The following is a 25127-nucleotide window of genomic DNA, read 5'->3' as shown; positions in this document are numbered from 1 at the left end:
GAAAGTTTCACGGTGTGGAAGTTTCCTTCTACATAAGTGCCTTCAAAAAACAGCAGAATTATTTCAATTTCTGCTTGATGATCGTAATCACCTGAGTCATTTGTTTTTTGAGTGCATCAATTTCCGCTTGCATTTTCGCCATTTTCACAGTCATCGCCTGAATTTCGGCGGCGCCCGCTCCAGAGCTGGGTGCAGCGGCGGCTGCTGGGGCTTCCGGCACTGGTTTCTTTTTGGCCAGTACCATCGCCGATTTGATCGCCTCGGTTAGCTGCTTTTTCTCAAACGGTTTGGCGATGAATGCAAAAAAATGCTTCTCAAAGGGTTTCGGAATTTTTTCCATCACCTCTTCTTCGCGGCCCGACATGATCACCAAAGGTATCTTAGAAAGCTCAGGATGGGCTTGCACTTTTTGATACACTTCCCAACCGCTGACTTTGGGCAGTAGGAAATCTAACATAATTAGATTTGGCCGGGCTTGACGGATCAGTTTGAGTCCCTCTTCGCCGTCTTTTGCTTCTAGAATTTCAAAGTTACCCTGAGGCAACATCTCTCGGACTCGGAGGCGGATGACTTTACTGTCATCGATTACCAAGATTTTTTGACCAGCCACGACTGACTCCTTCAGTAATGAATGAGTGATGATTTGCAACCTTCAGTATATCCCTAACAGAATTCTACCCATAATTCTGGGCGAGTTTAGTTTTGTTGCACGTCGGCGCGATTCTGATTTCGGGTGATACTTCTACAAGTTCAGGGGCTTTGATTTCGGATACGATCGAAGGAATTAACTCGCTCGCCACTTAATTATATGTCGCCCCAAATTCCTCAAACTCCTACAGTCAAAGCAATTGCCGCCCAAATGCGGGGTGAAATCGAGGCGATGCCGGAGTGGTTGCGTAGGCCCGTTGGCAAAGCTAGCGAACTTTCCCAAGTGCAAAAAATTATTAAACAGCGGCAAATTCACACGATTTGTGAGGAGGGGAGATGTCCCAACCGGGGCGAGTGCTACGCCCAAAAAACGGCGACTTTTTTGTTGATGGGGCCGACGTGTACCCGCGCTTGTGCTTTTTGTCAAGTAGATAAAGGTCATTCTCCGATGCCACTAGACCCGGAGGAACCGCAAAAGGTGGCGGAGGCTGTGCAGTTGTTGGGTTTGCGCTATGCGGTGCTGACTTCGGTGGCGAGGGATGATTTGCCGGATGGGGGTGCGAGTTGGTTTGCCAGGACGATCGCCCAAATCCGCCTTCTTAACCCGCATACTGAAGTGGAGGTGCTGACGCCGGATTTTTGGGGGGGAATCGCCAGGAGTTCAGAGGGGGAGAATTCCAGCCTCGATGAGTTGCAGCGAGATCGGATTCGCACGGTGGTGGAGGCTAAACCGGCTTGTTACAACCACAATATTGAGACGGTGCGTCGCTTGCAAGGGTCGGTGCGGAGGGGGGCCAAGTACGATCGCTCGATCGACGTTCTGCGTATTGTTAAGCAATATGACCCAACTATTCCCACCAAATCCGGTTTGATGTTGGGGCACGGGGAAACCGAAGCCGAGATAGTGGAAGCGATGATTGATTTGCGGGACGCCAAGTGCGATCGGCTCACCCTCGGTCAATACATGAGACCATCTCTAGAGCACCTCCCAGTGCGTAAATACTGGACGCCGGCCGAATTTGACCGTTTTGGGTCGATCGCGCGGGAGATGGGGTTTGAGCGCGTGCGATCGGGGCCTCTCGTCCGCAGTTCCTACCACGCCGGAGAGAGCGATTGAAATTAATTTGAATTCCACTCGGTATAAACTCCTTGTTACAAAAAATAACTCTAGAGGATTGTGCATAAGTGCGACGCTCTCTGCTATTTGTAAATAGAGTGACATTATGAATTAGGAGCTTTACCTATGGCAGAGATAGCGAAGAACCAATTAAAATCCGACTCCGTGATGAAAACGGGCAAATTCCCTTACACATTTCGCGCAGGCTGGTTTCTCTTGCTGTTAGCAATCAATTTTCTGGTTGCAGCCTATTATTTCCATATCATTGAATAGTTCTGCAAGTTAATTTTTAGCAGACCCTGCTGTTCTCGACCTCAACGTCAGAGAATGGGACAGAGGGAGAGGGGAGAGTTGTGAGTTTTGAGTTGGGGAGAATATGACTTCATCCTTCTAACTAATTACTACTGACTTCTTCCCTCTTCCTTCTGACCCCTGACTCCTGACTCCTGACTTTTGCTTAATAATTAATCCGTGTATCCCTGTCAAAATCCGTGTCCTTCCTTCTTCCTTCTTCCTGACATCCGTTACATCCGAAGAAAGCGAATCCGTTGCCGAACTTCCTTCTGACTTCTCTAGCGATTTCTCGACGCTTCTAGCTTTGACAACCGCTCTTGAATTTTGATAATATCTTGCTTGTTTTCAATTGCCAAAGTTGCTAAATTATCAAACATCGGGTCTCCCGACAGCGTTCTAGGAGTTGTGCGATCAGAACCTGAAGGGGAAGCAGACTGAGGCCGGTTAACTCTAGAACCTTGATTCTGCAAACTGTAGATTTGTCCTCGGAGTTCAGAAATTTGACGTTCTAATTGAGTAATGCGAAATTCTAATTGACTTGTGGATTGAGCTGGTGTTAAAATTGGTGCTACAGCAATTGCTAAGGCACAAGCCAGACACAAAAAACTGATTTTTAGGGCGCGATGGCGATTTTTTTTCGGCATAGCTTTAATAATTTAAATTATACCAGTTCTACGATAACAAATCGCCGATATTTTTGGTCTCTATCAGAAGTATGTCTTATGGCAAGTAGGAATGTAGCTATTTTAATGTTCGATGATGTCGAGGTACTGGACTTTGCAGGTCCTTTTGAAGTGTTTTCGGTGACATCAGAATTAAGTAAAGGCGATCAACCTTTTGCCATCTCTACCGTAGCCCAACATCCCGGTGCTGTCAACGCCCGCAACGGTTTGAGCATAAATCCCGACTGCACCATTTTCGATTGTCCGCCACCGGATATTTTAATTGTACCGGGAGGGCAAGGTACGAGAAAGTTAATCAATAATTCAGCAGTTGTTAATTGGATAAAAGATTGTGCACCAACAGCAGAATTAGTGCTTTCTGTCTGTACGGGTTCGCTGCTTTTAGCAAAAGCTGGCTTGTTGGAAGGTTTGGCAGCAACTACCCACCATCAGGCATTGGAGTTATTGAGAGAATTAGCTCCCAACACAACTATTATCGAAAATCAGCGATTTGTAGATAACGGCAAAATCATCACTTCTGGGGGAATTGCTGCGGGAATTGATATGTCTTTGCACGTTGTCTGGAAACTTTTGGGTACAGCACAAGCTGAACAAACAGCAGAGCACATGGAGTATAAAATTGGGAATTAGTAATTGGGCATTGGGCATAGTTAATTGTATAATTTGCGCGTATGGGCGAGTTTTACCAACAATAATTGCCTAAAACAAACAATCTCGTAAACCCGCCCCGCCCATACACGAAGGATGCTACCGGGCGTGATATCAAGCATCTTCGCCCCAAACTTTTAGTTGTAAATAGACTAATATCAAAGCGATAGCCATCAGGAAAGTTGCTGCTGCGGCTGCATAGCCAAAATCAAATTGCGAAAAAGCTTGCTCGTAAATATAATAAACTAGCAAATTAGTAGAGTTCAAAGGGCCGCCGCCGGTGATGACGTAAACTTGCTCGAAACTCCGCAGGGTAAAAATAGCAGTAGTGACTGTAGCAAATACTAAAGTCGGCCGCAAACCGGGTAAAGTGATGTACAAAAATTGCTGCCAAGCATTAGCTCCATCCAATTCTGCGGCTTCGTAACGATTTACCGGAATTGCTTGTAATCCTGCTAAAAATACTACCATATTAAAGCCTAATTGTTTCCAAACACTGAGCAGAATGATCACTGGCATTGCCCAAACTGTGCTACTCAGCCAAGGAATTGGATTTAAGCCGATCGCACTTAGGGCATTATTCACCGGGCCTTCGGTTTGAAACAACCACCGCCAACCCAAGCCAACTGCAACTAGAGAGGTAATCGAAGGAATAAAATAAGCGGTGCGGAGAGCTCCTCGCCAAGCAAACGAGCGATTTAGCAAAACTGCCAAACCCAATGGAATCCCTAAACTGGGAATGACTGTTGCAGTAGTAAAATAGAGCGTGTTTTGGAGAATTTGCCAGAAATCCGGGTTTGTGACTAGACGCCAGTAGTTGTTGAAGCCAATCCAACGCACTCCCGACTGGGTAAAGCTACCGCTGGTAAAGCTGAGGTAAAATAAATAGGCGATCGGCCAAATCAAAAAAGTACCCAAAAACAGCAAAGCTGGGGTCAAGAAAGTCCAAGCTGCGATCGTATCATTATCCAACCAGTTAAAACGCCCAAATTTAATCCGAACCATTGGCTTGTAAATTTTAGCTTTTAGTTTTCAATGGTATCACAATATAGGTCAATGTCAAAATGAATCTTCTCGATATATTAGCTCATTTACCCACTATAGAAACTGAAAGGCTCCTGCTCAGGAAAATTACTTTAAACGATGCTAGCGATATGTTTGAGTATGCTTGCAACCCGGAAGTATCAGAATACACAATGTGGTCAACTCACACATCTATCGAAGATACTAAATACTTTCTAAAATCCATTACTAAAATGTACAAAAGACGAGAGCTGGTAGATTGGGGAATCGTCCACAAAGCCGAGAAAAAATTTATCGGCACTTGCGGATTTGTGGAATGGAGCATGACGCACAGCCGGGCGGAAATTGGCTACGCACTTTCTAGAAGATATTGGGGCGAAGGATACATGAGCGAGGCTGTCAATGCAGTGATTGAATTCGGTTTTCGGGAGATGTTGCTGAATCGAATTGTGGCTCGATGTGAAGTTAACAATATTGCTTCAGCTAGGGTGATGGAAAAAGTGGGGATGCAATTGGAAGGGATATTGCGACAGCAGCTATTTGTAAAAGGCAGATATTGGGATCTAAAACTTTATTCTATTCTCAGGGAAGAGTTTTTTGGTAATATTGTAGAATAGGGTTGAATCAGTAAGTCACATAACCAAATATACTTAGGACTTAGCCAATATTTCCATGTAGAGTGCGACCAAGCACCCTTTACCTCTATAGTAGAATACGAGTGAATAGTTTTTATCTTTATGACAAGCGAATTTCTTGATAGTACCCGCCACGTGATTTATCCGTGGAATCAATCCAAAATCTAAAATCTAAAATCCTCAAGCCCCCGAATTTATCCGTGGGGTCGCCTCCAAAATCTAAAATCTAAAATCTAAAATCGAATGACCGCTAATCCAGTATCTGTTAATTCCAATGCCTGCCTGATTTCTCCTGAGATTGGCAAAAGTTCGTTAGCGAAGCCCGCCCCTACGGGGGCTACGCCAACGAAGAGAATCGCTCCCGCTCACACTCCATTAAAATTAGGAGTTTTGGCATCAGGAAGCGGCAGCAATTTCGAGGTAATTGCCCAAGCCATCCAAAACCAACAACTCAACGCTCAAATCCCAGTATTAATTTACAACAATCCCGAAGCCAAAGCCGCAGCCAGAGCCGAAAAATACGGCATTCCCTCGATTCTTCTCAATCACCGCGACTGCAAAAGTCGCGAAGAATTAGATACAAAAATTGTCAAAACTTTTCAAAATTATGATGTAGAATGGGTGGTGATGGCGGGTTGGATGCGAATTGTTACCAAAGTTTTGTTTGATGCTTTTCCCGATCGCGTTATTAACATTCACCCCAGCTTACTGCCGAGTTTCCCAGGAATTCGGGCCGTCGAGCAAGCACTAGCTGCCAAGGTTAAAATCACCGGATGTACGGTGCATATCGCCCGTTTAGAAGTAGACAGCGGGCCGATTTTAATGCAGGCTGCGGTGCCGGTATTGCCTGATGATACCGCAGAAACACTGCACGCTCGAATTCAGGTGCAAGAGCACAAGATTATGCTCGGTGCGATCGCACTTATTGCCGAATCTAATCGAAAATATTGTGACTAAAAACCTTACCAGTGCCGCATCTACCCCCAAATTGCCCGTCAGCGAATCACCCGAAACAGGCCCGCCGTTGACAGACTCGAATCGCCTGAAATTAATTCTCAAAGAAAGGCTCAAAAAGAGCATCGGCCTCAAGGGAGAATTCTATCTGCCTTGCTTGCCATCGATGCTAGACGACTATCTTAAATTACTCTCAGACTTCTTAAACATTCTCGGACAAAATATCGACGCTGCCCAAGCCGAAAACTTGCGAACATTAATCGCCAACGCCTTAACAGAAGGATTCAAAAATTCCCCCCATGCTAATCTAATAGTCTCATATTTTCCCGCCAATTCCCAAAGCGGTTTAGCCGGCGGCATTACTCTGAATACCAAGATTCAAATCGAATCGATGGCCCAGAAATATCATAGCTGGCCGGATATTCGCCCCGAACCTTTATTCGGCAGCCATCCCGATGCTAAAGTCATCACCATTGCCGCCGAATTAGGCGAACCGGGAAAAGCACCTATTTTAGATGTTGGTGCGGGCCCAGGGCGCAATAGTCTGCCTTTAGCAAGGTTAGGTCATTCCGTGGATGCGATCGAACTAACACCGATATTTGCCGAGAAGCTATCATCCGCCGCAACCGCCGAAGACTTACCGATAAATGTCACCCAAGGCGACGTTTTAGATCCATTATTGAGGATGAAAACTTATCGGTACAAATTAGCCATTGCTACCGAAGTTCTCTCTCATTTCCGCTACCCCGAACAAATTCGTTTGTTCCTGGGCAAAATGTCCGATGCCGTTTTAAGTGGCGGGTTTATATTATTCAGTGCTTTCTTAGCTGTAGAGGGTTACGAACCCGACGAGATGGCAAAACAAATGTCTGAATTGTGTTGGTCTTATCTGATTACCAGACAAGAATTGCAAGCAGCAATAGAGGGTTTGCCGTTAGAAATTATTTCTGATGAATCTGTGATTGAATACGAACAGAAACATTTGCCTGACTCTGCGTGGCCGCCGACACCTTGGTTTGTCAGTTGGGCTAGCGGGCGCGATTTATTTTCTGTGCAACAAACACCGCCGTTAGAGTTGCGGTGGATACTTGTTAAACGCTTGTAAAGAGTTAGTAGGGTGCGTCACAATGTAGTTGATCCATGATTGATAAAATAACGCGGTCTAACTCACATCTTGCACCATTCTTAAGAACAGGCAAGATGCCTGTTCCACAAAGATGGAGTTTTCTTCTTGTGGGGAGTAGGGGTTGGGCATCCTGCCCGCCCGCAAAAGGCTAATTGAGAATGGTGCAACATCTCAAGCCTAACGCACCCTACGACAATTTTTAGGGATTAAAAATTCAATTTTCAACCTCGGAAGCCCGCAATTGTCCGCAGGCGGCATCTGCTTCTAAGCCGCGAGAATACCGCACGCTAACTGCAATTTTCTTTTCCTTCAAAGTCGCAACGAAACTGTTAATTCGATTGGGAGTCGGTCGCTTATATTCAGCTTCCTGAATCGGATTGTAAGGAATCAAATTGACGTGACACTGAAAGCCGCGCAACTGACTAGCTAACTCGGATGCGTGTTCTGGTAAGTCATTCACACCTGCTAAAAGTACGTATTCAAAACTTAATCTGCGCCCCGTCGATCGCACATATTCCCGGCATTCTGCGATTAACTCACCCAAAGGATAAGGGCGGGCGCTAGGAATTAACTCTTCCCGCAATCTTTGATTGGAAGCGTGGAGGCTGACGGCGAGGGTAACTTGCAGTTGATGTTCAGCTAGTTGGCTGATGCGATTGCGAATTCCTACTGTGGAAATGGTGATATTTCGCTGTCCAATTCCTACGTCTTGATTCAAACACTTGACAGCAGCTACAACATTATCGAAATTCAGTAGGGGTTCGCCCATTCCCATAAATACGATGTGGCTGACTCGGCGGCCGAAATCTTGCTGTACTGTCAAGACTTGATCGACGATTTCGTTTACTTCTAAATTGCGCTTGAAACCACCTTTTCCGGTAGCGCAAAAGTCGCAGCCCATCGCGCAGCCAACTTGGGCTGAGACGCACACAGTCAGCCGTTTATCGGTGGGAATGCCGACTGTTTCAATGATTTGACCGTCTGCCAATTTTAAGAGATACTTTACCGTGGCGTCTGGTGCGACCGATCGATAGTGAATAGTCGATCGCCCGATCGGGATTTTAGCAACAGTCTCGCGCCACTGTTTCGAGAATACAGAAATGTCAGAGATCGATCGCGCACCTCTCTCGTAAATCCATTGGTACAACTGCTTTCCGCGATAAGCAGGTTGCCCGTTTTGCTGCACCCACTCCGTTAACTCAGCCAAACTCGCCCCCAACAGAGGCGGAATTTTATGCGACTCAACAGCCAAAGCAGCAGTCTTGCGAGACTGATTCGCACCCTTGGAATTACCAGAAGAGTACACTTGAGAAACGGAAGTAGGAGACATAGGTCATCAGAAAATTTAAAGCCACCTTCTATATTAAAACTTCTCGACCCAAGTGGCAGTTAATCGTCAAAAAGGAGAAGTCTCGATCCCCCTAAATCCCCCTTAATCAGGCGAACTTTGAGAATAATCCGGTTCCCCCCTTAAAAAAGGGGGTTAGGGGGGCTCTTATTGTGGACTCACAAAGAAAACTCCAGACAGAAATCTGCACAATCAAGAATCCAGTTAATTTTTGGTACAATTCCCCAAATATTGCGTGTAAATGACCACAGCCCCCTAAAATAAACTCTGGAGTTTGTTAAAGGGTATGCAAATTTGACAGCTTTCCATCACAATTAATGCAACTTTTATGGTGCTAAATATTCTTGCGTTGCCCTTAGCGTTTCAATTTACATCGCCGGGCCCAATTATCTTTCAACTTGGCCCCGTAGCCATTCGCTGGTACGGGCTGTTAATAGCTTCTGCCGTCTTGATTGGGGTCAGTCTGTCCCAATACTTGGCCGAAAAGCGCCGCGTCAACCCGGAATTATTGGGTGATTTGGCAATTTGGCTGGTTATCGGTGCTATTCCCTGTGCTCGAATTTATTACGTGGCTTTTGAGTGGCAGCAATACGCCCAGAGGCCTGAAGATATTATTGCAATTTGGAAAGGCGGAATTGCCATTCACGGGGCGATTTTGGGTGGAATGATCGCAGCTTTAATTTTTGCGAAAATCCAGCGAGTTTCTTTTTGGCAATTGGCAGATTTAATCGCACCTTCGGCAATTCTCGGTCAGGCGATCGGACGTTGGGGAAATTTCTTTAACTCGGAAGCTTTTGGCAGTCCTACGGATTTGCCCTGGAAACTTTATATTCCCCCCAGCAGCCGCCCGCCCGCCTACGCTAATTTTGAATACTTCCACCCCACATTTCTCTACGAATCTCTGTGGAATTTGACAGTATTTGGGTTGCTTCTGACTTTGTTTTTCCGAGATTTGCAGGGTAAAATTCGCTTGAAAATTGGTGCTTTATTTTTGGTTTATATCGCAGCTTACAGTTCCGGTCGAGTCTGGATTGAAGGGTTGCGGACTGATAGTTTGATGTTCGGGCCGCTGCGGACGGCACAGATGGTAAGCTTGACTGGGATTGTTTTAGGGTTGGGCGGGTTAGCTTGGCTTTATTTGCTCGATCGACCTTTACCCGATGTTGTCTCCCCCAATAGCGATCGGGGAAAGATCACTCAGAAATCCCCAGAGGATCAATAAAAAACCCCAGAGAGGTTAGTCTCTAGGGTTCAAAACCAGGGTGCATCTACCATCTCTTACTTCCAACCAAAATAGGTACATCCGGAAGCGTTCGTAAATTTAGCAAATTTTTTAGCAGCCATGAGTTTGACAGAGATTGAATCCCTAATTCCAGGGGTATACATTGTAGGTGCAGGCCCGGGAGACCCGGATTTGTTGACTGTTAAGGCTCAAAAATTACTGGCTGCGGCCGATGTCATATTATTTGCTGACTCGCTAGTCCCAGAGCAAATTTTGCAGGGGGTGCGCGCAGATGCTGAAGTTATTCAAACTGCGGATAAGACCCTCGAAGAGATTGTACCTTTGATGGTGGAACGAGTGCAGGCCGGAAAAAGCGTCGTCCGCCTCCATTCCGGCGATCCCTGTCTCTACGGTGCTGTCGGGGAACAAATGCAAGCTTTGGCTTCCGAGGGAATTGCTTTTGAGGTAATTCCGGGAATTAGCGCTTTCCAACTTGCCGCGGCTAAACTTAAAATTGAGTTGACAGTTCCGGGAGTTGTGCAGACAATTATTTTGACGCGAATTAGCGGCAGAACCGAAGTACCGGAACGCGAAGAATTGGCGTGTTTAGCGGCTCATCAAGCGAGTTTGTGCCTGTATTTGAGTGCCCGCCATGTGGAAAAAGCTCAAGCTAAATTGATGGAACATTACCCATCGGATTTGCCTGTAGCGATTTGTTATCGGTTGGGCTGGCCGGATGAAAAAATTGTGCTAGTTCCCCTTGACCAAATGGCCGTTGCTACGCGCGAAAATAATTTGATCAGAACGACAATGTATGTGATTAGTCCGGCGTTGGGAAAATCAGCAGCAGGACGATCGCGCTTGTACCATCCAGAGCACGATCGGCTTTTCCGTCATTAGTCAGTTGGCAGTTGGCAGTTGGCAGTTGGCAGTTGGCAGTTGCAATGCCCTGTTTGGCCAATGCCCTGTTTGGCCAATGCCCTGTTTGGCCAATTCCCCATTCCCCATTCCCCATTCCCCATTCCCCATTCCCCATTACCGATGAAAGATTTAACTCGCAGACAATTTATCATTGTCACCGCATTAAGCGCCGGATTTACCTTAGCAGTTCATCCTATTGCGGCTGCCGTTATCAATACTGATGCTGCTGGTTTAGTTGCAGGTGAGGTAAAAATTCCTGTAAAAGACGGCTCAATTCCAGCATACAGAGCCATGCCAGCCAGCGGCAGCAATTTTCCAGTAATTTTAGTAATTCAAGAAATCTTCGGAGTTCACGCCCACCTTCAAGATATTTGCCGCCGTTTGGCAAAATTAGGTTATTTAGCGATCGCCCCAGAAATGTTTTCCCGTCAAGGTGATGTTTCTAAACTCACCGAGATTCCCGAAATTATTAGTAAAGTTGTCTCGAAAGTTCCTGACGCTCAAGTTATGTCCGATTTAGATGCAACCGTAGAGTGGGCACAAAAGTCAGGAAAAGGCAATACTAATAAGTTAGGAATTACAGGATTTTGCTGGGGTGGCAGAATTGTTTGGCTGTACTCTTCCCACAACCCTAAAGTCACAGCGGGAGTAGCTTGGTACGGGCGTGTGGTTGGCAATTCTACGGATTTAACCCCCAAACAGCCGATCGACATTGCAGCAACTTTGAAAGTGCCTGTATTGGGGCTTTACGGTGGCAAAGACGAGTCAATTCCCAACGATACAGTCGAGAAAATGCGGGAAGTTCTCAAAACTGGTAGCAGCGGTTCGGAAATTGTGCTTTATCCAGATGCGCCGCACGCTTTTAACGCCGACTATCGCCCCAGTTACCGGAAAAAAGAAGCTGAGGATGGTTGGAAACGGATGCAAGATTGGTTTAAAAAGTATGGAGTTTCATCATAGTTGTGAGTTGTTAATTTTGACTTAAAACTGGTGTCAAGTTTGGGATCTAAAAAGGCAATATTAGCGAATAGCCCTTAAGACAGGTGGGTTTGCGATCCCGATATTGGTAAACTGGGCGGTGTAGAATTATCGATCGAACAGGTAAGCCCGTGCTAGACGAACAAGCTAAAAAGACCATCTTGCGGAAAATCCCTCACGGATTGTACATCTGCGGTGTCAAAGACGGGGAGGAAGTCAACGGTTTCACCGCTAGCTGGGTGATGCAATCTTCCTTTACCCCTCCCTTAGTTGTCAACTGCGTTAAGCAAGACTCCAAATCCCACGGCATGATCAAAGCCAGCGGTGTCTTTGCTTTGAGTTTCCTAGAAGCAGGGCAAAAAGAGTTAGCCCAGAAATTCTTCAAGCAGCAGCGCCGCGTTGGCAATAAATTTGAAGATGTAGAATTTTATCCGGGCGCGGAAACTGGTTGTCCGATTATCTCGGATTCTCTAGGTTACATCGAGTGCAAAGTTGTCGGTTCTGTGGAACACGGAGACCACACAGTTTATGTGGGAGAAGTTTTGGCAGCCGGCGTCCACCGAGAAGGCAATCCGTTGCTGCTAGAAAGCACCGGTTGGAATTACGGCGGCTAAAGACTTGGCAGTTGGCAACTGGCAGTTGTCAGTTGTCAGTTGTCAGTTGTTAGTTGTCGGTTGTTAAGGGAGGCGAGTTAAAATTAATAAAAAATCGGCGACAATTTGGTCGGCATTTTCTTCTGTCAAAATTGGTACGTGTACGAAAATACATTTGGTGCTAAGTTGAGAATCTGCAAGGTGTTTTAAAACTGCATAATAGAGGGCTTCGCATACAAATTTTCCGGCTTCGTGACTGATTTCTGTTGCAGCTAAATCAGCGACTAGCGGTTCGAGATTAACTGATGTTTGCCGAATGTCGCGATCGCAGCAAGCGCAAGATTCTATAGTTAATTTTTGCCTGCTTTCGGCCATGCCGCAGCAGATAATAGTGTCGGGTTGGAGTTGGTTGATTTTGGCGATCGCTAAATTAGGTGCTAGCTGAAAATCTACTGGCAGTTTCCTCAAAAAAGTCAGGGAATCAGGCAAAGATTTGATTTGGGAAATCTTAGCTAATAAGTCGTCCGAAGAGTTGGATTTCTGATGGGGAAGCCAAGTATCAAATGAGGTTAGCAGGATTTTCGCCGTCATATTTGTGCAATAATACTGATATTGATAATATAAGGCAAGTAAGTCAATGTCTGTCATTGCAGTAGTAGACTATGACATGGGCAATCTGCACTCAGTCTGTAAAGGCTTGGAAAATGTGGGTGCAGTGCCACAAATTACAGATTCTCCTGCTATAATCGAGCAGGCTGATGCGGTGGTTTTGCCGGGAGTGGGTTCGTTTGACCCGGCAATGCAGAATTTACGATCGCGCAATTTGATAGAACCGATAAAAAGGGCGATCGCATCGGGAAAACCTTTTTTAGGCATTTGTTTGGGTTTGCAAATTCTGTTTGAAAGTTCCGAAGAAGGCGTAGAACCGGGATTGGGCGTTATTGCCGGAAAAGTGCGCCGATTTCGGTCGGAACCGGGTTTGACAATTCCGCACATGGGATGGAATCAATTGCAATTTCCTCAGCCGGATTTGCCGCTGTGGCAAAATTTACCGTCCGATCCTTGGGTTTATTTCGTGCATTCTTATTATGTCGATCCAGTTGATTGGGAAGTGCGATCGGCAATTGTGACTCACGGTAGTCAAAACGTGACGGCGGCTATAGCTAAAGACAATCTGATGGCCGTGCAATTTCACCCGGAAAAGTCTTCGAGTACGGGATTGCAAATGCTGTCAAATTTTGTCAGTCTGGTGAGGGAAAAAGTACCTGCTTAGGCGATTTGTGCAAAACCCGGTTTGTAGTATAAACCGGGTGTTTATAGTTTTATATGATACCAGTTTCAATAAAGAATGCAACTGTAAGTATGCACCAAATTTATATTCATTCAGTCATCCCCAATCTAAAATCTAAAATCTAAAATCTAAAATTATATGAGTCTGAGAATCTCTGGCAACCGCCAAATAAAAACCCTGCCGGGACTCGCAACTCGCCCTACACCTTCGCGAGTCAGAGAAGCTTTATTTAATATTTGGCAAGGGACGATCGCAGATTGCAGATGGCTTGACATTTGTACCGGCAGCGGTTCGATGGGTGCAGAAGCTTTGTGTCGGCAAGCCGCGAGTGTCACTGGCATCGAACAGTCGGCGAAAGCTTGTGCGATTATCCGCGAAAACTGGGAGCAAGTAGCAGACTCGTCCCAAACATTCCAAATACTGCGGGGAAACGCGACGGCGAAATTGGCGGCACTAGCGGGGCAGCAGTTCGATCGCATTTACTTCGATCCGCCCTACGCCAGCGACTTGTACGAACCTGTGTTAAACACGATCGCCAGCCAAGAAATGCTAGCACTCCTCGGCGAAATCGCGATCGAACACAGCCCGGAGCGATCGGCACAAGCGATTTCCGGCCTAGAAATTTGCCGCCAGAAAGTATACGGCAATACAGCATTAACCTTCTACACACGCAGTGCCTGACAGGCTCAAACAGCAGCAGCATCATTCCTCGACGCAGAAAGAAACCGGGTTTTATGGCGTTGGCGCGCCCGGGACTAAAAGTTTTTCCCTTGGGTACAATACAAATTTTTCCGATGAAGTTAAGCTTTGTGCGTAGGTTGTCAAAGCAAGTTGCTTAAGCAATTGACGAAATAAATGGAGTTTACGCTGAAAATAAAGACTTTCAGTTGTAACATGAACCCAAAGTGTGAGTGTGAATATTCCTAAAGGAGTGAATATGGTTCAGACACCTTCGCGCCCTCGTGGCAGCGAGTTTCCGGCTGCTAACTCGGTACAGCCAGTCAAACGCGATACGATTCTGCTGGGAGATAGCCTCCCCCTGCCCAATACCAAACTCTTCGGCACAGACGGCATTCGCGGGAAAGTTGGAGAATTGCTGAATGCACCCCTAGCCCTGCAAGTCGGCTTCTGGGCTGGACAAGTTCTACGCCAAAATACCTCCAACCAGGGGCCTGTGATTTTGGGGCAAGACAGCAGGAATTCCAGCGATATGCTGGCAATGGCACTGTCAGCGGGTTTGACGGCCGCCGGTTTGGAAGTGTGGAATTTGGGATTGTGTCCCACTCCCTGCGTTGCTTATCTGGCAAGCGTTTCGGAGTCGGTCGGCGGAGTGATGATTTCGGCTTCTCACAATCCCCCAGAAGACAACGGCATTAAGTTTTTCGACTCAAACGGCTCGAAGCTGTCGCAGCAGTTGCAGGAACAAATCGAAGCGGGAATCCGAGGGGCAAAGGTTCCGGTGGCTAGCTTGGCTTGGGGACACCACTACCATCGCTCTGAGTTGGTTAAAGATTATGCCACTTCGCTCTGTGATTCGCTGCAACAGATGAATTTGGAGGGAATGCGGATAGTTTTGGATTTGGCTTGGGGGGCGGCCGCGGGTTTGGCGCCGGCGGTGTTCGCGCAAATGGGGGCGGATGTGATCTGTTTGCACGACTCTCCTGATGGATCTCGTATTAATGTTAACTGCGGTTCTACTCATCTTGACAGTTTGCAAGCGGCTGTTTTGGAACACAATGCCGATTTGGGTTTTGCTTTTGACGGCGATGCCGATCGAGTTTTGTGTGTTGACAACCAAGGTCGAACGATTGACGGCGATTACATTCTTTATCTGTGGGGCCGGCAGTTGCGCGACTCCGAACAGTTACCATCCAATTTAATTATTTCTACTGTAATGGCTAACCTCGGCTTCGAGCGAGCTTGGGAAGAATTGGGCGGCAAACTAACTAGAACCAACGTCGGAGATCAGTACGTTCACGCTGAAATGCAGCGCACTGGTGCGATGTTGGGCGGCGAACAGTCGGGACACATTCTTTGTCCGCATTACGGTGTCAGCGGCGACGGTTTGCTGACAGCTTTGCATTTGGCTTCGCTGGTGCGCCAGTCCGGGCAATCTTTAGCACAATTGGTAAGTGGCAGTTTCCAAACTTATCCGCAGTTGCTGCGAAATATTCGGGTTGAGGATCGCGAAAAACGCCTGAAATGGCAGGAGTGCGAGGCAATGCAAAGTGCGATCGATCGTGCTACAACAGCAATGGGAGAACAGGGACGGGTTTTGGTGCGCGCTTCTGGCACTGAACCGCTAATTCGAGTTATGGTGGAAGCTGCCAGTGCCGAATTGGCTAATTTCTGGACTGAAAATTTAGTTTTAGCCGTTCAGCAACACATAGCTATCTGATGGAAATGGGGAATTAATCTGAAGGAAGAAGGAAGTTCGGCAACGGATTCGCTCGACGGATGTAACGGATGTAACGGATGTAACGGATGTCAGGAAGAAGGAAGAAGCCTCTAGATAAATATAGGCGCTATTGAAACTAATTTCTCATTCTTTATTCCCTCTTTCCTAAATAACTAAATCCTTCTTTCTTCATTTCCCCATTTCTGATTGTATGAACACCAAATCAATTCAAAATGGGCGGCTGCATCGAGTTTCGTTAAAATTTTTAATTGTCGTCATATTAATAACGGGGATATGGTTTCGCTTTACTAATCTGGATCGCAAAGTCTACTCGTTCGACGAATCTATCACCTCGCTGCGAATTTCTGGCTACACTTGGACGGAAATGGTGCAGCAAGATTTTCAAGGCAAAACAATTAGCGTCGGAGATTTGCAGCGGAAATACCAGCAGATAAATCCCGAAAAAACTTGGTTGGATACTGTTAAAGGTTTAGCTACAGAAGAACCTCAACTGTCGCCACTGTATTTTATTTTAGCCAGGTTTTGGGTGCAGTTGTTCGACCCGCAAGTGGCGACTGTCAGAAGTCTTTCAGCTTTGATTAGTTTGTTAGTTTTTCCCAGCATTTATTGGCTGTGCTGGGAATTATTTCGCTCTGCGTCTGTGGGATGGGTGGCTGTTACAATCGTTGCTGTTTCCCCCTTTCACGTCTTGTACGCGCAAGAGGCAAGACCCTACATGATGTTTGCAGTCCTGGTTTTGCTGTCGAATGCAATTCTGCTGCGGGCTATCACCCTACAAAATTCTCCGATCACATCTAAATTGAGCAAGGCTGTTTGGTCTATTTATGCGATCGCCCTGACTTTAGGACTCTATTCTAGTTTATTATTTTTTTTAGTAGTATTCGCCCACGGCATCTATGTAATTATTAAGGAGAATTGGCGTTTTAGCAAAACATTAATTGCTTATTTACTAGCTTCAGCGATAGCAATAATTCTTTTTGCTCCTTGGATTTGGGTATTACTTGATAATTCGGAAGAAATTAAGTCAACAGTAGGCTTTCCCCGCTTTTTCATGCCTTTGATATCTTCACTTCAACCTTTAATTCTCATCACCTGCCGAATGTTTATCGACACGCATTGGGAAGGCGGAATCATCAAATCTGGTTCTATAAATATGACTACAGATTTAATCCGAGTGATTGTAGTAGCCGTATTGCTGTTAGCGATCGCACATTCAATATACTCGCTCTGCCGCTCAAGTCCTAAACGAGTTTGGCTGTTTGTCTTGACAGCGATCGGAATTACAGCGATAGTATTGATAGCAGTGCGAGGCGTTGCCGATCGCTATCTGGTTCCCTATATTTTAGCAATCCAGATAGCTGTTGCCTACCTATTCACCGCTAAAATTAAAGTCGCTACCAATCCCCGCCAACAAAAGCTATGGCAGTTCGGTTTAATAGCGCTAATATCGAGTGGAATAGTTTCTTGTGCCGTCAGCTCACAGTCCCAACTGTGGTGGAACAAATATCCTTCTAGCACTAAATACAATCCGCAAGTAGCGGCGATTGTAAATCAAGCGAAAAAACCTTTAGTAATCACTCACGGAGGCAACAACATCACAGGAAAAATACTGTCTGTCAGCTATATGCTGAAGCCACAAGTACAGCTTTTGCTGGCAGTTAAACCCGAACAAGTCAAAATTCCTGATGGTTTTAGCGATGTATTTCTCTACCGAGCTACAGAAGCATTAAAATTTGAACTAGAAAAAGTGCAAAAATATAAAATTACATTAATTTACAAACCAGGCGATGGCTGGCTTTGGCGTGTAGAGAAATAAGCAAAGTGGCAACTGCAAATGATGATTTCTGTTGTGATACCTACCTACAACCGTGAACAACCTCTGCGAGAGACATTGGCTGATGCGATTCGGCAAAATTACCCGAATTTTGAAGTGCTGGTAATTGATCAAACTCGCAGCCACGAATCGGAAACTCAAGTTTATTTAGAGCAATTGGCAAATGCTGGCCAAATTCGCTGGTTTAGAGTAGATTGGGCGAGTTTGCCTGCTGCTCGAAATTATGCAGTCCGGCGCGCAGTTGGAGAGATTATTTTATTTATTGATGATGATGTACAATTGCCAGATGGTTTTTTGGCAGCTCACGCTGACAACTATTTAGAAAAACCCGATGTGGGATGTGTGGCGGGCAGGGTTTTTGACAGAATGAAACTGGATAATTCTGGAGGCGATTTGGCGATCGAATATTTGCCCTCAGAAGCGATGGATGCGGGCATTGCCTGGTATTTTATCGATTTGGTGCATACAGTAAAACCGCAGCAGGTGCTCTCGGCTAGAGGCTGCAATATGTCATTTCGCAGGCAGGTTTTTGCCGAATGGGGGCTGAGGTTTGATGAGCGGTTTGCAGGGAGTGCGGTGCGGGAGGAGTCGGATTTTTGTTTGAGATTGCGATCGACTGGCATGAAAATTTGGTACGATCCCAATGCGTCTTTAGTTCACTTGGGGGAAGAGAGCGGCGGATGTCACGATGTCAGTACGCGATCGATCGAATATCAAGTAACATTTTATCACAACCATTTCCTCATGGGATTGAAAAATTTAACAGCTTTTCAATGCCTGCGATTTTTTGCCAAACTATTTGACTGCCACGTTTTGGGAAATCCACCTTGTTATAAAAGCCACTCGCCCATTAAAATTATAACTAGATTTGCTTTTTATATCCTGGGTTTTCTCAGTGCTATCAATACACTAATTCAATCTCTGTGGAATGATGGACAAAGTTATAGCCATCAAGACAAGATTAACGCTCAATAATTACCTATTCCCATTCGCCCTTCCCAATAAATGAGAATTCTCGTGGCTAGTCACACCTATATTGTGGACATTAATCGGGAAAAATTCAAGATATTAGCCAACCTAGAACCCGATATTGAAGTAACAGTTGTAGTGCCGCAGCGTTGGAAGCCTGGAGGCGTACAAAATAAAATTATAGAAACGCAATTTTATCAAAAAGGCTCATTTAAAGTAGTCCCCGTCTCCAACTTTAGTCAAAACAATCAAGGATTGCTAACTTTTGGTAGAGATTTAATTGAACTTTTGCAAAAAATTAAGCCGCAGATAATTCAAGTTGAACAAGGTTCAAAATCTCTCGCTTGCGCTCAGTTAATCTTACTCAATAAACTCCTAAAACTGCAAGCAAAAAATATATTATTTACTTGGTGGAATCTGCCTTATCAATTGAATTGGCCCATTTCAGTCTTAGAAAATTACAATCTTCAGCACACCGACGGAATTATTGCAGGCAACTTAGATGGAGCTAAAATTTTGCGGCAGCGCGGCTATCAAGGTGCGGTAAAAGTAATGCCACAACTCGGAGTAGATGAAACTTTGTTTCGCCGCACTGGTAAAGACGCTGATTTATCGCGCAGGTTAGGAATTAAACCGACCGATTTTGTGGTAGGATTTGTAGGGCGATTTGTCGAAGAAAAAGGATTGTTGACTTTAGCTGAAGCCTTGGCAGGGTTAAAAAAAATCTCTTGGAAGTGGCTGTTAGTAGGACAAGGAAAATTGCGAGCGCACCTCGCCGAAAAATGTAGAGAATGGGGAATCAGCGACCGAATAATCTGGGTTGAAAGCGTTTCCCACGAAGAAATTCCCCCTTACATTAACTTAATGAACTGTTTGGTATTGCCTTCGCAAACTAGCTATAAATTCAAAACTTTGACCACCGTGGGCTGGAAAGAACAATTTGGTCACGTTTTAATTGAAGCGATGGCCTGTCACATTCCGGTGATTGGTTCCGACTGCGGGGAAATTCCCCACGTTATCGGCGATGCGGGGTTATTATTCCCAGAAGGAAATGCAGGGGTTTTGCGAGAGTGTTTGCAGCAATTGATGGAGCGGCGCGAGTTGGCGGCTGATTTGGGCGATCGGGGTTATCATAGAGCGATGAGCAATTATACCAATAAAGCTTTAGCTGAGCAGTTGTTGGAATTCTACAAAGAATTATTGTAACTTTTAGCTATAATGCAAGTGTTAAATAAAAACTTTGGTAAATGTCTATTCCTTCCGAGATACGCTCTTTGGTTGACGAGCTCTACCAGGTACTAGACGATAGCGAGCGCCAAGCAACGCAGGGACTTTTTGCACTTAGAAGAGCAATGTCTCTTTTTCCCCAGAATGAAATACTGATGCAATACTTTTCTTCCATCACCAATTTTCAATTCAACGTAGCAGGTACTCGCTTACAAGCCGAGCACATTGTGGGCAATGTATTGATGGCTGGTGTGCCCGATGAAGATGTTCAAAAAGCCGGAGATTATTTAGCAGCCTTGCTAAAGATGGCTCCTGAATCGAAAATTATGATAGACAAAGTAGTTGAGAGATTAGAAGCATTGCCATGAAACAATTACCCGATGAAAGCCTACTCCTGGAAATCCTTGAAATTGTGAAAGCTGCGGAAGCAAAAGCCAGTGAAATGTATGAATTTTCCAAGACAATGGCTCACAATACCCAAATTACAGCAACAAAAAGAGAGGAAGCTGAACAGCTAGACGGGCAGCCTTTTGCAGATAATTAAATTTGTAAGGGGAGATGTTGGTATGTTGATTTAAATAACTATCCCTGATGCGGATTCTCCAAATTATCCCCTCAATTTCCTTGGTATACGGCGGGCCAAGTCAAATGGTACTCGGACTTTCTGCGGCCCTCGCAGCAAAAAACATTGATGTCACCATTATCACCACAGATTCTAACGGAGATATCGGTCAACTTCCTTTAGATGTTCCTCTAAATCAACCAATACAACAAAACGGTTATCAGATTATTTATTTCCGCTGTTATCCCTGGCGCAGATATAAATTTTCACTCTCGTTATTGCAGTGGTTAAATGAAAACGCGCGACAATTTGACCTGGCTCATATTCACGCTCTTTTCTCACCAGTAACTACCTTTGCCGCCACAATTGCTAGATATCACAAGTTGCCATATATTATGCGTCCCTGCGGTATGCTTGATCCCGCTGATTTGCAGAAAAAAAAGCGCTTGAAACGGATTTATGCCACGCTTTTAGAAGGCCCTAATTTAGCAGGCGCTGCCGCAATTCATTTCACAAGTAAAGAAGAGGCTAAAATCTCAGAAAGATTTGGTTTGGGTAGCACAGGCAAGATGCCTGTGCCACGGGATTTGGTGATTCCATTGGGGGTGAGAGCAGGTTTGTTTCCTCAGAGATTGCGGGAATCAGAAGTGCCAATCATCTTATTTATGTCGCGAATTGAACCTAAAAAAGGGCTTAATTTGTTAATTCCAGCATTAGAAAGTATTTTGGCATCGGGCATAGAGTTTCACTTTATTTTAGCTGGTTCAAATCCCCAAGATGCTGATTATGAAACACAAATTAAAGTACAAATTCAGAATTCAAGCTTAGCAAAATACACAAGAATAACTGGCTTTGTGAGCGGTGATTTAAAACTTGAACTGTTGACAAAAGCCGACTTATTTGTATTGCCTTCTTATTACGAAAACTTTGGCATTGCTGTAGCAGAAGCGATGGCCGCTGGTGTAGCTGTCGCCATTTCCGATCGCATACATATTGCGGAAGACATACAGCAAGCAGAAGCTGGTTGGGTGGGGCCTTTGGAAGTAGGGGCGATCGCCAATTCAATCAAATCAGCACTCCTGAATCCACAGGAACGTCAACGCCGGGGATTGAACGGCCAAGAGTATGCAAGAAAGCATTATAACTGGGAGGCGATCGCCCAACAAACCATCGATGCTTACCAGGAGATTTTGTCATCTATAGCAGAAGGAAGAAGGAAGAAGGAAGAAGGAAGAGGGAAGAAGCAGTAAAATCTATCGTTTCAGCCATTAACAACGTCCTAACTGTCTTGACGGTTGCTATATTGACTAATGTGACTGGGGTTTACCTTTTACTTCTTCTCCTGCTGCGAGTTGTTGTACTGATGCTATCAGAATTTGCAGGCGAGATTTTTTCAACGCTGCTACTTTAGGTGCAATACTTGTCAACAAAACTCTGCAATCCTGCCTGATATCCTGCTCCTACCGCTTGAAATCTCCACTCTCCATTCTTTCTATACAAGCGACCAAATTCTACAGCAGTCTCTCGCGAAAAATTCTCTTTTAATTCATAACGAACAAGTTCGTTTCCTGTATCCAAATTTCTAATTTTGATAAAAGCATTTTTTATATTGCTAAAATTTCCATTAATTTTATCGGCTTCGTGAATAGTCACAACAAAAGTTATTTCCTCAATTTCAGGATTAACTCTTTTTAAAATAACGCCGTAAATCGTTTTATTCTCTTGACTTCTGTTGTTTTTATCTCGAATCACTTGCAGTACCGAACTGTCACCGGATTGCAGATTATTGTAAAATATCAAATATTTATCGTTAGGGATTTTGCCGTCAGCACCTAGCATAAAGGCAGAGACATCAATCTCGTAGCTTTGTCCTGCCTCTGTCACCTGCCAACCGAGGGCGATCGCCATTTTTTTCAAACCGGGCGCTTCTTTAGATATATTAAATCTCTCACCCTTACTTAATTGCATTACCATCTGCTTATTTGTTAAACATCAAACTTTATAGCGTTCATGTTAATATTAAGTGGGACAATAACTTTTCTTCTTTAAGAAAACTTAATATTTTCTCTCTAATAGCGGGTCTCATTAAAAATATGTGCTATTGCTCTCCGAATTTATTGAGATTTACTGAGAGAGGATTACGTAAGCAAAAACCGGGCTTTCTAAAAAACCCGGTTTCAACACGTGAACTTAATTTGACTCTAATTTTGAACATTTTCAGAACTAGGTGGCAGGGTAACAAAATTACCAAAAGCTCCAACCGTTTGATAGCTTTTTTTACCTAATTCAGTTGTGTAAATACTGGCAACGCCTAAATTATGACGCTGCGTTGTATTGTCGAGCAAGCTTTCGATCGTGTCGCGCTGCGAAGTCAGCAAATTCTTGCAACTGCCGATCAAAGTATCTGTAATGCCGCTCAAAGCTTTCGGAACGCGAGAATCTTTACACACAGTGCTTTCCAACTCGGTTTGTAGCACCCCGGAAGCATAAGTTAGGTATTTGTCTCTCCCAGGATTTGTAAATGCCATACCGGCAGCTAGAAGAGTCAGCGCGATCGCAACTTTTCCCACATTGCCGAAAAAACTAGAAGTTGGTTGGTTAGTATTCATTGCGTTATCAATATTCATTTTTTTTAGCCCCGTTGATTTATAAGCTTCTCTTGATTTAAACTACACCTCCTCAGAAACAGATTTCCGAAAGGAGGGGACAGTTTTTAGATTGGAGGCCAGTTGTGAGTAAGTCTCTCACTGGTTTACCTTCCTTTTACGTTTCCCCCTCCCTCAAATCCGGTAAATCTTCAACAAACATTTAGCTGGTTCCCAGGCAGAGCCTGGGGACGAGGAAACTTAGTTTCGCTTTGATTTTTGCCTCTCGATCTCCCGCTGCAACTCTTCAATCTGACGGCGCAAAGCCTCCGTCTCACTGTTAGGCGTTTGCGACTTGACATCAACCGCGCCCTCGGATACAGCCCGCTTGTAGTTCCCCAGCTTAATTTGGCGGTATTCCTCGGAACTGGCCCAGTCTCGCAAATACCTCAGCCTTTCCACGGGGAAAGGGTGACTCAGCATCACGCCTTGGCCCCCGTTGTAAAGTAAAAATTTATACACTTGGTTGAGATTGTCTCGATCGAGCTCTTGATAGTTGTCAGACTGGCGGATAAATTCTTGCAAACTGCATTGATCAGCATATTTACTGCTAACTCCCGCCAGTTGCATCATCGTCTTCATCACAGTGTTCAAATCATCCGTCACCAACAAAGCCGCCCGATCCGCCGACAATTCAGCCTTGCGCCGCCACTCGTAAAAAGCGAAAATTAAACCGCTACCGACCATATTTCCCAAACCGAAAGTCATCTCGCCAATTGTCGAGGCAACGCTCATCGCCCACATCGCCATTTGATTTAAAGTTGGATGGCCGCATTTAATGTGTCCCAACTCGTGAGCCAAGACTACCCGCAGTTCCGCCTCGTCCAACAAGTCTAAAAGACCAGTGTTTAATTCTACATAAGGCTGGTTTTTTCCCAGGGCATAGCTGTTAACTGAGGGATTCTGAGAAACAAACAAACCCGGTTCTGGAAAAACATCTAAAGCCTGCACGCACTCGCGAAATATATGATAAATGCTGGCATATTGGCGCGGGCCGACTTGAATGCTATTTCCCATTAGGTAAACGAATTGCGGTCGTTCGTAGACAAATTCTACAAATTTGCTGGCAATTAAGTCAAATCCAGGCACACTGCGTAACGCTTCCTCAGCTTGGCGATCAAGGGGATGCTGAAATGCTTCACTAGAAATTCCCGTATAAGTAGGCATAGTTGTTGCAAAAGTTACATTTAAGATATCAGGATTGCCGATCGCTGCTGGTGCTAGCTGGCGCCTGACTTATCAATGTTATCGCGACAAATATTGAACTGTTGTGGAACAGGGCGGAAAGCCTGTTCAAATTAGCGTTAAAATTGTGAATCTGGTACAGGCGCGATCGACAAACATCTTTCACAGTGCCTGTGTATCGCCTCACCCAAAAATTGGAACGTGCAAAAATGGCTATCCTGCAACTCGAAAACGGTACAACCTACACTCAACAAAACGACATTACCCGCGAACTCGCTTCCTTAAACATTCAACTCAACCGCTGGCCCGTGGGTGACAGCGCTGAAATTCAAAATTTGTTAGCTAAAGATGCTCTTGACGACAATCAAAAAGAGCAAGTGCTGCAAGCCCTCGACGGCTACTTTCAACAATTATCGGAAAGTGCAGGCTATCAGTCGCGAGACTTAATCGTACTGCACCCAGACATTCCCAACCTGGACACCATGCTGTCCAAATTCAACAAGTGCCACATCCACGCCGATGATGAAGTCCGCTATATCGTAGCAGGCGAGGGCATTTTCGGCTTCGTGCGGCCCGACGGCAGCCAAGTCGAACTCACAGTGCAGCCGGAAGAATTTATCAACGTGCCGGCGAATACAGAACACTGGTTTTATTTGACAGCAGCCCGGAAAATTAAAGCGGTGCGCTATTTTACCACCACAGAAGGCTGGACGCCGGAGTACACGGATACGGAAATTCGATCGCGTTTAGCTGCTGTTTGAACACTTGACAGTTGACGGTTGACAGTTGACGGTTGAGGGCAATC

The 25127-nt window shown here is 45.2% G+C and carries 28 protein-coding genes; 20 read left to right on the top strand and 8 right to left on the bottom strand.

Annotated elements, in window-relative coordinates; genetic code table 11:
* Window positions 1-58: 58 nt before the first annotated feature.
* Window positions 59-610, bottom strand: a complete 552-nt coding sequence (locus QUA34_RS05150; protein ID WP_333384565.1) for a response regulator — start codon at window positions 608-610, stop codon at window positions 59-61.
* Window positions 611-808: 198 nt separating this feature from the next.
* On the opposite strand from QUA34_RS05150, the gene lipA reads away from it, so the two are divergent.
* Window positions 809-1765 carry a lipoyl synthase gene (gene lipA / locus QUA34_RS05145; RefSeq protein ID WP_333384563.1) on the top strand — a complete coding sequence of 319 codons (957 nt, stop codon included), beginning with the start codon at window positions 809-811 and terminating at the stop codon, window positions 1763-1765.
* Window positions 1766-1891: 126 nt separating this feature from the next.
* Window positions 1892-2038: a photosystem I protein PsaX gene (locus QUA34_RS05140; protein WP_332954628.1), complete on the top strand. Its 147-nt coding sequence runs from the start codon at window positions 1892-1894 to the stop codon at window positions 2036-2038.
* A 299-nt stretch (window positions 2039-2337) separates the two neighbouring features.
* Here QUA34_RS05140 and QUA34_RS05135 read toward each other — a convergent pair whose 3' ends face one another.
* Entirely contained in the window at window positions 2338-2703 is a 366-nt protein-coding gene (locus tag QUA34_RS05135; protein ID WP_333384559.1) for a hypothetical protein, read from the bottom strand.
* Between the two features lie 78 nt (window positions 2704-2781).
* Between QUA34_RS05135 and QUA34_RS05130 the strand changes: the two genes are divergently transcribed.
* Complete coding sequence (locus QUA34_RS05130) at window positions 2782-3372, top strand: DJ-1/PfpI family protein (protein ID WP_333384556.1); 591 nt, start codon at window positions 2782-2784, stop codon at window positions 3370-3372.
* A 132-nt stretch (window positions 3373-3504) separates the two neighbouring features.
* Here QUA34_RS05130 and QUA34_RS05125 read toward each other — a convergent pair whose 3' ends face one another.
* Window positions 3505-4395, bottom strand: coding sequence for a sugar ABC transporter permease (locus QUA34_RS05125; protein ID WP_333384553.1), 891 nt, complete (start codon window positions 4393-4395; stop codon window positions 3505-3507).
* Between the two features lie 59 nt (window positions 4396-4454).
* Here QUA34_RS05125 and QUA34_RS05120 point away from each other — a divergent pair, with 59 nt between their 5' ends.
* From QUA34_RS05120 to QUA34_RS05110, 3 genes are all read left to right on the top strand, one after another.
* Window positions 4455-5030: a GNAT family protein gene (locus QUA34_RS05120; protein WP_333327652.1), complete on the top strand. Its 576-nt coding sequence runs from the start codon at window positions 4455-4457 to the stop codon at window positions 5028-5030.
* A gap of 261 nt (window positions 5031-5291) precedes the next feature.
* On the top strand, window positions 5292-6005 hold the full coding sequence (gene purN / locus QUA34_RS05115) for a phosphoribosylglycinamide formyltransferase (RefSeq protein WP_333384550.1): 714 nt from the start codon (window positions 5292-5294) through the stop codon (window positions 6003-6005).
* Window positions 5998-7107: a class I SAM-dependent methyltransferase gene (locus QUA34_RS05110; RefSeq protein ID WP_333384547.1), complete on the top strand. Its 1110-nt coding sequence runs from the start codon at window positions 5998-6000 to the stop codon at window positions 7105-7107. Before purN ends, QUA34_RS05110 begins: the two co-directional genes overlap by 8 nt.
* 235 nt (window positions 7108-7342) lie before the next feature.
* On the opposite strand, the gene rlmN is transcribed toward QUA34_RS05110, so the two are convergent.
* Window positions 7343-8458: a 23S rRNA (adenine(2503)-C(2))-methyltransferase RlmN gene (rlmN, locus tag QUA34_RS05105; RefSeq protein ID WP_333384544.1), complete on the bottom strand. Its 1116-nt coding sequence runs from the start codon at window positions 8456-8458 to the stop codon at window positions 7343-7345.
* A gap of 346 nt (window positions 8459-8804) precedes the next feature.
* On the opposite strand from rlmN, the gene lgt reads away from it, so the two are divergent.
* From lgt to QUA34_RS05085, 4 genes are all read left to right on the top strand, one after another.
* The gene (gene lgt / locus QUA34_RS05100; RefSeq protein WP_333084423.1) at window positions 8805-9698 is read left to right on the top strand and encodes a prolipoprotein diacylglyceryl transferase; all 894 of its coding nucleotides are present in this window, start codon (window positions 8805-8807) and stop codon (window positions 9696-9698) included.
* Window positions 9699-9818: 120 nt separating this feature from the next.
* A complete protein-coding gene (gene cobM, locus QUA34_RS05095) occupies window positions 9819-10598 on the top strand; it encodes a precorrin-4 C(11)-methyltransferase (RefSeq protein ID WP_333384541.1) in 780 nt (259 codons plus the stop codon).
* A gap of 141 nt (window positions 10599-10739) precedes the next feature.
* Window positions 10740-11579, top strand: coding sequence for a dienelactone hydrolase family protein (locus QUA34_RS05090; protein WP_333327637.1), 840 nt, complete (start codon window positions 10740-10742; stop codon window positions 11577-11579).
* Between the two features lie 149 nt (window positions 11580-11728).
* Window positions 11729-12211 carry a flavin reductase family protein gene (locus QUA34_RS05085; RefSeq protein WP_333084418.1) on the top strand — a complete coding sequence of 161 codons (483 nt, stop codon included), beginning with the start codon at window positions 11729-11731 and terminating at the stop codon, window positions 12209-12211.
* 63 nt (window positions 12212-12274) lie between these two features.
* On the opposite strand, the gene QUA34_RS05080 is transcribed toward QUA34_RS05085, so the two are convergent.
* Window positions 12275-12838, bottom strand: a complete 564-nt coding sequence (locus tag QUA34_RS05080; RefSeq protein WP_445242799.1) for a pyroglutamyl-peptidase I family protein — start codon at window positions 12836-12838, stop codon at window positions 12275-12277.
* On the opposite strand from QUA34_RS05080, the gene hisH reads away from it, so the two are divergent.
* The 9 genes from hisH (at window position 12828) to hpsP (ending at window position 21742) form a co-directional block, all read left to right on the top strand.
* On the top strand, window positions 12828-13463 hold the full coding sequence (gene hisH / locus QUA34_RS05075) for an imidazole glycerol phosphate synthase subunit HisH (RefSeq protein WP_333327634.1): 636 nt from the start codon (window positions 12828-12830) through the stop codon (window positions 13461-13463). The genes QUA34_RS05080 and hisH overlap by 11 nt on opposite strands.
* A 156-nt stretch (window positions 13464-13619) precedes the next feature.
* A complete protein-coding gene (gene rsmD / locus QUA34_RS05070) occupies window positions 13620-14162 on the top strand; it encodes a 16S rRNA (guanine(966)-N(2))-methyltransferase RsmD (RefSeq protein ID WP_333229990.1) in 543 nt (180 codons plus the stop codon).
* A 256-nt stretch (window positions 14163-14418) separates the two neighbouring features.
* The gene (glmM, locus tag QUA34_RS05065; protein WP_333230027.1) at window positions 14419-15879 is read left to right on the top strand and encodes a phosphoglucosamine mutase; all 1461 of its coding nucleotides are present in this window, start codon (window positions 14419-14421) and stop codon (window positions 15877-15879) included.
* Between the two features lie 211 nt (window positions 15880-16090).
* Window positions 16091-17716 (top strand): glycosyltransferase family 39 protein, encoded by a 1626-nt coding sequence (locus QUA34_RS05060; protein ID WP_333229988.1) that lies wholly within the window; start codon window positions 16091-16093, stop codon window positions 17714-17716.
* An 18-nt stretch (window positions 17717-17734) separates the two neighbouring features.
* Entirely contained in the window at window positions 17735-18709 is a 975-nt protein-coding gene (gene hpsN, locus QUA34_RS05055; RefSeq protein ID WP_333229987.1) for a hormogonium polysaccharide biosynthesis glycosyltransferase HpsN, read from the top strand.
* A gap of 30 nt (window positions 18710-18739) precedes the next feature.
* The gene (hpsO, locus tag QUA34_RS05050) at window positions 18740-19909 is read left to right on the top strand and encodes a hormogonium polysaccharide biosynthesis glycosyltransferase HpsO (RefSeq protein WP_333384535.1); all 1170 of its coding nucleotides are present in this window, start codon (window positions 18740-18742) and stop codon (window positions 19907-19909) included.
* Window positions 19910-19950: 41 nt separating this feature from the next.
* Window positions 19951-20298, top strand: a complete 348-nt coding sequence (locus QUA34_RS05045) for a hypothetical protein (RefSeq protein WP_333156010.1) — start codon at window positions 19951-19953, stop codon at window positions 20296-20298.
* On the top strand, window positions 20295-20474 hold the full coding sequence (locus QUA34_RS05040) for a hypothetical protein (RefSeq protein WP_332977946.1): 180 nt from the start codon (window positions 20295-20297) through the stop codon (window positions 20472-20474). The genes QUA34_RS05045 and QUA34_RS05040 overlap by 4 nt, the downstream gene beginning before the upstream one ends.
* A gap of 47 nt (window positions 20475-20521) precedes the next feature.
* Complete coding sequence (gene hpsP / locus QUA34_RS05035; protein WP_333384532.1) at window positions 20522-21742, top strand: hormogonium polysaccharide biosynthesis glycosyltransferase HpsP; 1221 nt, start codon at window positions 20522-20524, stop codon at window positions 21740-21742.
* Window positions 21743-21899: 157 nt separating this feature from the next.
* Here hpsP and QUA34_RS05030 read toward each other — a convergent pair whose 3' ends face one another.
* From QUA34_RS05030 to QUA34_RS05020, 3 genes are all read right to left on the bottom strand, one after another.
* Window positions 21900-22466 (bottom strand): TerD family protein, encoded by a 567-nt coding sequence (locus tag QUA34_RS05030; protein WP_333384530.1) that lies wholly within the window; start codon window positions 22464-22466, stop codon window positions 21900-21902.
* A gap of 227 nt (window positions 22467-22693) precedes the next feature.
* Entirely contained in the window at window positions 22694-23119 is a 426-nt protein-coding gene (locus tag QUA34_RS05025; RefSeq protein WP_333384527.1) for a DUF4359 domain-containing protein, read from the bottom strand.
* Between the two features lie 219 nt (window positions 23120-23338).
* Window positions 23339-24304, bottom strand: a complete 966-nt coding sequence (locus QUA34_RS05020; protein ID WP_333384524.1) for a M48 family metallopeptidase — start codon at window positions 24302-24304, stop codon at window positions 23339-23341.
* A gap of 227 nt (window positions 24305-24531) precedes the next feature.
* On the opposite strand from QUA34_RS05020, the gene QUA34_RS05015 reads away from it, so the two are divergent.
* Window positions 24532-25083 (top strand): acireductone dioxygenase, encoded by a 552-nt coding sequence (locus tag QUA34_RS05015; RefSeq protein ID WP_333327613.1) that lies wholly within the window; start codon window positions 24532-24534, stop codon window positions 25081-25083.
* Window positions 25084-25127: the final 44 nt, after the last annotated feature.

Source organism: Microcoleus sp. POL10_C6 (genome assembly GCF_036701585.1).
GTDB lineage: Bacteria > Cyanobacteriota > Cyanobacteriia > Cyanobacteriales > Microcoleaceae > Microcoleus.
Note: the sequence above shows the minus strand (reverse complement) of the source record. Positions and strands in the feature narration are given on the sequence as shown.

What these genes read in the sequence shown, in the direction of transcription:
- lipA (WP_333384563.1), top strand. Translation starts at nt 809, where the DNA reads ATGTCGCCCCAAATTCCTCAAACTCCTACAGTCAAAGCAATTGCCGCC.
- QUA34_RS05140 (WP_332954628.1), top strand. Translation starts at nt 1,892, where the DNA reads ATGGCAGAGATAGCGAAGAACCAATTAAAATCCGACTCCGTGATGAAA.
- QUA34_RS05135 (WP_333384559.1), bottom strand. Translation starts at nt 2,703, where the DNA reads ATGCCGAAAAAAAATCGCCATCGCGCCCTAAAAATCAGTTTTTTGTGT.
- QUA34_RS05130 (WP_333384556.1), top strand. Translation starts at nt 2,782, where the DNA reads ATGGCAAGTAGGAATGTAGCTATTTTAATGTTCGATGATGTCGAGGTA.
- QUA34_RS05125 (WP_333384553.1), bottom strand. Translation starts at nt 4,395, where the DNA reads ATGGTTCGGATTAAATTTGGGCGTTTTAACTGGTTGGATAATGATACG.
- QUA34_RS05120 (WP_333327652.1), top strand. Translation starts at nt 4,455, where the DNA reads ATGAATCTTCTCGATATATTAGCTCATTTACCCACTATAGAAACTGAA.
- purN (WP_333384550.1), top strand. Translation starts at nt 5,292, where the DNA reads ATGACCGCTAATCCAGTATCTGTTAATTCCAATGCCTGCCTGATTTCT.
- rlmN (WP_333384544.1), bottom strand. Translation starts at nt 8,458, where the DNA reads ATGTCTCCTACTTCCGTTTCTCAAGTGTACTCTTCTGGTAATTCCAAG.
- lgt (WP_333084423.1), top strand. Translation starts at nt 8,805, where the DNA reads ATGGTGCTAAATATTCTTGCGTTGCCCTTAGCGTTTCAATTTACATCG.
- cobM (WP_333384541.1), top strand. Translation starts at nt 9,819, where the DNA reads ATGAGTTTGACAGAGATTGAATCCCTAATTCCAGGGGTATACATTGTA.
- QUA34_RS05090 (WP_333327637.1), top strand. Translation starts at nt 10,740, where the DNA reads ATGAAAGATTTAACTCGCAGACAATTTATCATTGTCACCGCATTAAGC.
- hisH (WP_333327634.1), top strand. Translation starts at nt 12,828, where the DNA reads ATGTCTGTCATTGCAGTAGTAGACTATGACATGGGCAATCTGCACTCA.
- QUA34_RS05080 (WP_445242799.1), bottom strand. Translation starts at nt 12,838, where the DNA reads ATGACAGACATTGACTTACTTGCCTTATATTATCAATATCAGTATTAT.
- rsmD (WP_333229990.1), top strand. Translation starts at nt 13,620, where the DNA reads ATGAGTCTGAGAATCTCTGGCAACCGCCAAATAAAAACCCTGCCGGGA.
- glmM (WP_333230027.1), top strand. Translation starts at nt 14,419, where the DNA reads ATGGTTCAGACACCTTCGCGCCCTCGTGGCAGCGAGTTTCCGGCTGCT.
- QUA34_RS05060 (WP_333229988.1), top strand. Translation starts at nt 16,091, where the DNA reads ATGAACACCAAATCAATTCAAAATGGGCGGCTGCATCGAGTTTCGTTA.
- hpsN (WP_333229987.1), top strand. Translation starts at nt 17,735, where the DNA reads ATGATGATTTCTGTTGTGATACCTACCTACAACCGTGAACAACCTCTG.
- hpsO (WP_333384535.1), top strand. Translation starts at nt 18,740, where the DNA reads ATGAGAATTCTCGTGGCTAGTCACACCTATATTGTGGACATTAATCGG.
- QUA34_RS05045 (WP_333156010.1), top strand. Translation starts at nt 19,951, where the DNA reads ATGTCTATTCCTTCCGAGATACGCTCTTTGGTTGACGAGCTCTACCAG.
- QUA34_RS05040 (WP_332977946.1), top strand. Translation starts at nt 20,295, where the DNA reads ATGAAACAATTACCCGATGAAAGCCTACTCCTGGAAATCCTTGAAATT.
- hpsP (WP_333384532.1), top strand. Translation starts at nt 20,522, where the DNA reads ATGCGGATTCTCCAAATTATCCCCTCAATTTCCTTGGTATACGGCGGG.
- QUA34_RS05030 (WP_333384530.1), bottom strand. Translation starts at nt 22,466, where the DNA reads ATGGTAATGCAATTAAGTAAGGGTGAGAGATTTAATATATCTAAAGAA.
- QUA34_RS05025 (WP_333384527.1), bottom strand. Translation starts at nt 23,119, where the DNA reads ATGAATATTGATAACGCAATGAATACTAACCAACCAACTTCTAGTTTT.
- QUA34_RS05020 (WP_333384524.1), bottom strand. Translation starts at nt 24,304, where the DNA reads ATGCCTACTTATACGGGAATTTCTAGTGAAGCATTTCAGCATCCCCTT.
- QUA34_RS05015 (WP_333327613.1), top strand. Translation starts at nt 24,532, where the DNA reads ATGGCTATCCTGCAACTCGAAAACGGTACAACCTACACTCAACAAAAC.